The sequence below is a fragment of the Devosia sp. genome (assembly GCF_034675085.1).
In the GTDB taxonomy this organism is placed as follows: domain Bacteria; phylum Pseudomonadota; class Alphaproteobacteria; order Rhizobiales; family Devosiaceae; genus Devosia.
Map to the genome: position 1 here is coordinate 1 of NZ_JAUCDN010000347.1, position 3353 is coordinate 3353.

The 3353-nt window shown below is 64.6% G+C and carries 2 protein-coding genes; both read right to left on the bottom strand.

What is annotated here, in order from left to right; all coding sequences use genetic code 11:
• Positions 1-378: 378 nt before the first annotated feature.
• Entirely contained in the window at positions 379-1962 is a 1584-nt protein-coding gene (serA, locus tag VDP82_RS16025) for a phosphoglycerate dehydrogenase (RefSeq protein ID WP_323015830.1), read from the bottom strand.
• A gap of 156 nt (positions 1963-2118) precedes the next feature.
• Entirely contained in the window at positions 2119-3300 is a 1182-nt protein-coding gene (locus VDP82_RS16030; RefSeq protein ID WP_323015831.1) for a phosphoserine transaminase, read from the bottom strand.
• Positions 3301-3353: the final 53 nt, after the last annotated feature.

The window sequence follows — 3353 nt, forward strand, 5'->3', positions numbered from 1 at the left end:
TTCATGGCTCAGCTCTTGGCGCGAGGGGATTGGGGCAAGATTAGACCCGGAGCATAAGGATGGCTATTGGCTTTGTGCGCCGGTGGGCGGGCAGCGCACCGCCACTTCCGGCGCAGGCTCTTGCGGGGCTTCGAGCCATCCCTTCAGGACAAATCGCCCCAGTGGGGCGATTTGAGGCGAGAAGGCCATGAGAGCTATGCTCGAATGGCTCGATCAAGGGTGGGGGGCGTTTAGCCCCTATATTCGGGCTCTCGGCACCCCCTCCTAACCTCCCCCGTCAAGGGGGAGGTACCGCCCGGCGGATGCAGCGCTATCGTGCCACAACCCATATGCGATAGCCCTGCCTCCAGGGGAGGGGAAGACAGTCCAACAGCGACCCTAGAAATGCAGGGCCTTGGCCTGCTTGACGCCTTCGAGGGCTGCGATTTCGGCCAGTTGGGCCTCGGTCAAATTGCCATCGATGGACACCAGCGCGATGGCGTCGCCCCCGACCTCGGCGCGGCCGAGATTGAAGTTGGCGATGTTGATGCCCTGCTTGCCCAGCAGCGTGCCCAGCCGCCCGATATGGCCGGGCTTGTCCTCATTGGTGACATAGAGCATCGAGGGCGACAGCTCGGCATCCATATTGATGGTCTTGACCTGGATGATGCGCGGCTTGCCATTGGCGAACAGCGTGCCGGCCACGCCCCGCTCCTGCCGCTCGGTGGTGACGGTGAGGCGGATATAGCCCTCATAGGCGCCCTGCTGGTCGCGGGTGGTGGTTTCCACCACGATGCCGCGATCCTTGGCGATCTGGGGCGCCGAGACCATGTTGATGTCGCCCAGCGAGGGCTTGAGCACGCCATTGATGGCCGCCGCGATCATCGGGCGGGTGTTCAGACCGGCCGGGGTGCCCTCGAACTCGATTCTAACGCCCTTGATGGCGGTTTCGGTGAGCTGCCCGGCAAACGAGCCCAGCGCCTCGGCCAGTTGCACCCAGGGCGTGATGATCGGGGCTTCCTCGGCCGAAATCGAGGGGAAGTTGAGGGCGTTGGTGATCTCGCCGCTCATCAGATAGGCCGAAATCTGCTCGGCCACCTGCAGGGCGACATTTTCCTGCGCCTCGGTGGTCGAGGCACCCAGATGCGGGGTGCAGATGACATTGGGCAGCTCGAACAGCGGGTTGTTCTGGGCCGGCTCTTCCAGGAACACGTCCAGCGCCGCGCCGGCGACATGGCCCGATTTCAGCGCGTCGTAAAGCGCCGCCTCATCGATCAGCCCGCCCCGGGCGCAATTGACGATGCGCACGCCCTTCTTGGTCTTGGCCAGATTTTCCGCATTGAGAATATTGCGGGTCGCCTCGATCAGCGGGGTATGCAGGGTGATGAAATCGGCGCGGGCCAGCAGCTCGTTGAGGTCGACCTTTTCCACGCCCAGCTTTTCGGCGCGCTCGGGGGTGAGGAAGGGATCGTAGGCGATGACCTTCATGCGCAGCCCCAGGGCGCGGTCGGCCACGATCGAGCCGATATTGCCCGCCCCGATCAGGCCCAGCGTCTTGTTGGTGACTTCCACGCCCATGAAGCGGTTCTTTTCCCACTTCGACGCGCGGGTCGAGGCGTCGGCCTCGGGCAGCTGGCGGGCCAGCGCCATCATCATGGCGATGGCGTGCTCGGCCGTGGTGATCGAATTGCCGAAGGGCGTGTTCATCACGATGATGCCCTTCTTGGTGGCGGCCGGAATATCGACATTGTCGACGCCGATGCCGGCGCGGCCGACGACCTTGAGATTGGTGGCGGCCGAGATGATCTTCTCGGTGACCTTGGTGGCCGAGCGGATGGCCAGGCCGTCATACTGGCCGATGACCTCGAACAGCTTGTCCTTGTCCTTGCCCAGATCGGGCAGGTAGTCGACCTCCACGCCATTGTCCTTGAAGATCTGGACGGCGGTGGGGCTGAGTTTATCCGAAACGAGAACCTTGGGCATTGGGATATCCCTGAATTTTGAGTGCAATGGGGGCATCACCCCCTCCCGCCCTCCCCAGCAAGGGGGAGGTATAGGCTCCGAATTCGGGGCAGCATCGTGCCACGAACTCGATCAGCACCTCCCCCTTGCTGGGGGAGGCTGGGAGGGGTGACTAAATCAAGCGGCAGCCTTGAGCAGGGCCTTTTCCTCGGCGAAGGCCCAGTCGAGCCAGGGCGTCAGCGCGGCGAGGTCGGAAGCCTCCACCGTACAGCCGGCCCAGATCCTGAGGCCCGCCGGAGCGTCCTTGTAGGAGCCGAAATCATAGCCGACGCCGAGCTTGTCGAGCCGGGCCACCAGCGCCTTGGCGAAAGCAGCCTGCGCCTCGGCGTCGAGCGCCACGATGGCCGGATCGACGATGGACAGGCACACCGAGGTGTTCGAGCGCTGCTCGGGCACCTTGGCGAGGAAATCGACCCAGCCGGTCTTGGCGACCCAGTCGTTCAGCACCTTGAAATTGGCGTCGGCACGGGCCTGCATGGCTGCGAGCCCACCGATTTCGAGGCCCCATTCCATGGCATCCACTGCATCCTCGATGCAGAGCATGGAGACGGTGTTGATGGTCTCGGCCTTGAAGATGCCCTCGATCAGCTTGCCGCCCTTGGTCATGCGGAAAATCTTGGGCAGGGGCCGGTCGGGCTTGTAGGTTTCGAGCCGCTCGACGGCGCGGGGCGACAGGATCAGGATGCCATGCGCGGCCTCCCCGCCCAGCGCCTTCTGCCAGGAGAAGGTGACGACATCGAGCTTGGCGAAATCGAGCTTCTGGGCAAAGGCCGCCGAGGTGGCGTCGCAAATGGTCAGCCCTTCGCGGTTGGCCGGAATCCAGTCCGCGTCGGGCACGCGCACGCCCGAGGTGGTGCCGTTCCAGGTGAAGACCACGTCGCGGGCGAAATCGACCTGGGCAAGATCGGGCAGTTCGCCATAGGGCGCGTCGAGCACGCGGACGTCATCGAGCTTGAGCTGCTTTTGCACATCGGTGACCCAGCCGGCGCCGAACGATTCCCAGGCCAGCATGTCGACGCCGCGCGCACCCAGGGCGCTCCAGAGGAACATTTCCACCGCGCCGGTATCGGAGGCGGGCACGATGCCGATGCGATAATCGGCCGGCACCTGCAACAGCTCGCGCGTCAGGTCGATGGCCTTCTGGATGCGCGCCTTGGCGGGCTTGGAGCGGTGCGAGCGCCCGGTCAGCGCGTCGGCCAGCGCCGCCACGGTCCAACCGGGGCGTTTGGCGCAGGGGCCCGACGAAAAATTGGGATTAGCCGGTTTGACCGCCGGTGCGGTTTGGGGCGTTTCAGCCATATCAAGCGGCCCTCCCAGGCCTATGCGCCTCGCGTTAGGGCGAGGTGTCCTGA

Bases quoted from the DNA above. Each gene is read 5' to 3' on its own strand.
- serA (WP_323015830.1), bottom strand. From the start codon at position 1,962: ATGCCCAAGGTTCTCGTTTCGGATAAACTCAGCCCCACCGCCGTCCAG.
- VDP82_RS16030 (WP_323015831.1), bottom strand. From the start codon at position 3,300: ATGGCTGAAACGCCCCAAACCGCACCGGCGGTCAAACCGGCTAATCCC.